The organism is Desulfovulcanus sp. (assembly GCF_982781345.1).
On sequence record NZ_CEYAEZ010000121.1, the window covers coordinates 1 to 1,980 of the forward strand.

The 1,980-nt window shown below is 43.8% G+C and carries 3 protein-coding genes; all 3 read right to left on the reverse strand.

Going from position 1 to position 1,980, the window contains the following annotated elements:
- Window positions 1-52 precede the first annotated feature (52 nt).
- The 3 genes from AC3WVG_RS11480 to AC3WVG_RS11490 all read right to left on the reverse strand — a co-directional run bounded on the left by AC3WVG_RS11480 (window position 53) and on the right by AC3WVG_RS11490 (window position 1,863).
- A complete protein-coding gene (locus tag AC3WVG_RS11480) occupies window positions 53-448 on the reverse strand; it encodes an autotransporter outer membrane beta-barrel domain-containing protein (RefSeq protein ID WP_488798256.1) in 396 nt (131 codons plus the stop codon).
- Between the two features lie 153 nt (window positions 449-601).
- Window positions 602-1,657, reverse strand: a complete 1,056-nt coding sequence (psbA, locus tag AC3WVG_RS11485; RefSeq protein WP_488798257.1) for a photosystem II q(b) protein — start codon at window positions 1,655-1,657, stop codon at window positions 602-604.
- 11 nt (window positions 1,658-1,668) lie between these two features.
- Complete coding sequence (locus tag AC3WVG_RS11490; RefSeq protein WP_488798258.1) at window positions 1,669-1,863, reverse strand: hypothetical protein; 195 nt, start codon at window positions 1,861-1,863, stop codon at window positions 1,669-1,671.
- Window positions 1,864-1,980 lie beyond the last annotated feature (117 nt).

Sequence of the window (1,980 nt, forward strand, 5' to 3'; positions counted from 1 at the left end):
TCGGGAGTCAGTGAAGTAACTGACGCCCTAGCCTTGTCGCTTTGTTGTGACATTAAAACTTATACTTAGCTCCTGCCTTAAGGTTGTAAGAATTATCTAGATCACCATTAGTGCCTCCAGCAAACTCTCCGTAGAAAGCTACCTTTTCTGACACGTTATAGTTACCGCCGAACTTACCTGATAGTTCAGTCTCTGTACCATCAACACCGTCGATAGCTACAAGAGCTGGACCGCCTTGTACATAGTAGTCGAACTTTTCTTTAGACCCATCGAGTCCAACGTGTAGTTCTATAGTTCTACCAACATATTCAGAACCGTAGTAACCGTTGTTAACTTCAGTGTTTATGTAAGTTCCAGCGGTTGCAGGTGCAGACGCTAAAGTGGTGGCTGCGAGAGCAAGTGCAATTGTTTTCATTTTAATTAAATTTGTAAGTTTTGTTGTAGGCAATGCCGCGATATTTAAGTTTCATTTCTCTTTCTAAAATGTTCTGCTCTTTGATACGAGCTTGTAGTTCTAGTTGAGTCATGGTTAAACCTCAATACCTAAGCCCCGTTCCATGCTTAGGTTTCATGCGTCCCGATAGGATGAACGGACATGTTGTTACGCTATTGGCGCGATCTCTTTAGCCGCTAGATCAAGTGGGAAATTATGTGCATTTCTTTCGTGCATTACTTCCATGCCTAGATCGGCACGGTTGAGGACATCAGCCCATGTAGGGACTGTTCTTCCATTGGCATCGACGACGGACTGGTTAAAGTTAAAGCCGTTGAGATTAAAAGCCATAGTGGAGATTCCCATACTGGTAATCCATATGCAAACGACGGGGAAAGTAGCAAGGAAAAAGTGAAGGCTGCGACTATTATTAAAGCTGGCGTATTGGAAGATAAGTCTCCCAAAGTAGCCATGAGCCGCAACAATGTTATACGTCTCCTCCTCTTGACCGAATTTGTATCCATAGTTTTGTGATATCAAGCCTGTCGTCTCACGGATAAGCGAAGAAGTAACAAGACTTCCATGCATAGCAGCGAATAAAGCTCCACCGAATACCCCTGCAACACCGAGCATATGGAACGGATGCATAAGGATATTGTGTTCGGCTTGAAAGACAAACATAAAATTGAAAGTCCCTGAAATACCAAGAGGCATACCATCGCTAAAGCTCCCTTGTCCAAATGGATACACGAGAAAGACAGCAAAGGATGCTGCAACAGGTGCGGAATAAGCTACACATATCCATGGTCTCATTCCTAATCGATAACTAAGTTCCCATTGCCGTCCCATGTATGCTGAGATACCGATGAGAAAGTGGAACACAATAAGTTGATATGGTCCTCCGTTATACAACCACTCGTCGAGGGTTGCAGCTTCCCAGATTGGGTAGAAGTGAAGACCGATTGCGTTGCTTGACGGGACAATCGCTCCCGATATGATGTTGTTTCCATAGAGTAGAGATCCAGCTACGGGTTCACGTATTCCATCTATGTCAACTGGAGGTGCAGCCACGAAGGCTACGATAAATGCTGTTGCAGCGGTTAATAGTGCAGGGATCATAAGCACACCAAACCATCCCACGTAGAGACGGTTGTTTGTGCTTGTAGTCCAGTCACAGAAACGCTGCCAGTTGTCAAATGGTTTGGTTAATGTGGCTGTAGTCATTTATAAAGTGTTTAAAAAATACCTGGAATGATTTGTCCAGTGGTTATGTATGCGCCTATGGCAGCAACGAATCCAAGCATGGCTAGTTGGCCATTAGTTCTCTCGGCTTGCTCCATAAGAAAGTTCTCTTCTTGTTCGTTCATGATTTCTATAGGTGGTTCTTTAGCGAAAATGTTTTGTCTACCGTATTCGGTGATAACTGTCATTGAATTAAAAGATAGGTGAATGGCGATGATGAACTGTCAGGTCGCCATGTCTACCTAGAAGTTCACGTCTGATCTATCTAGCTTCTCAAGTATTGCTTGTCTGTATGCAGGATCATC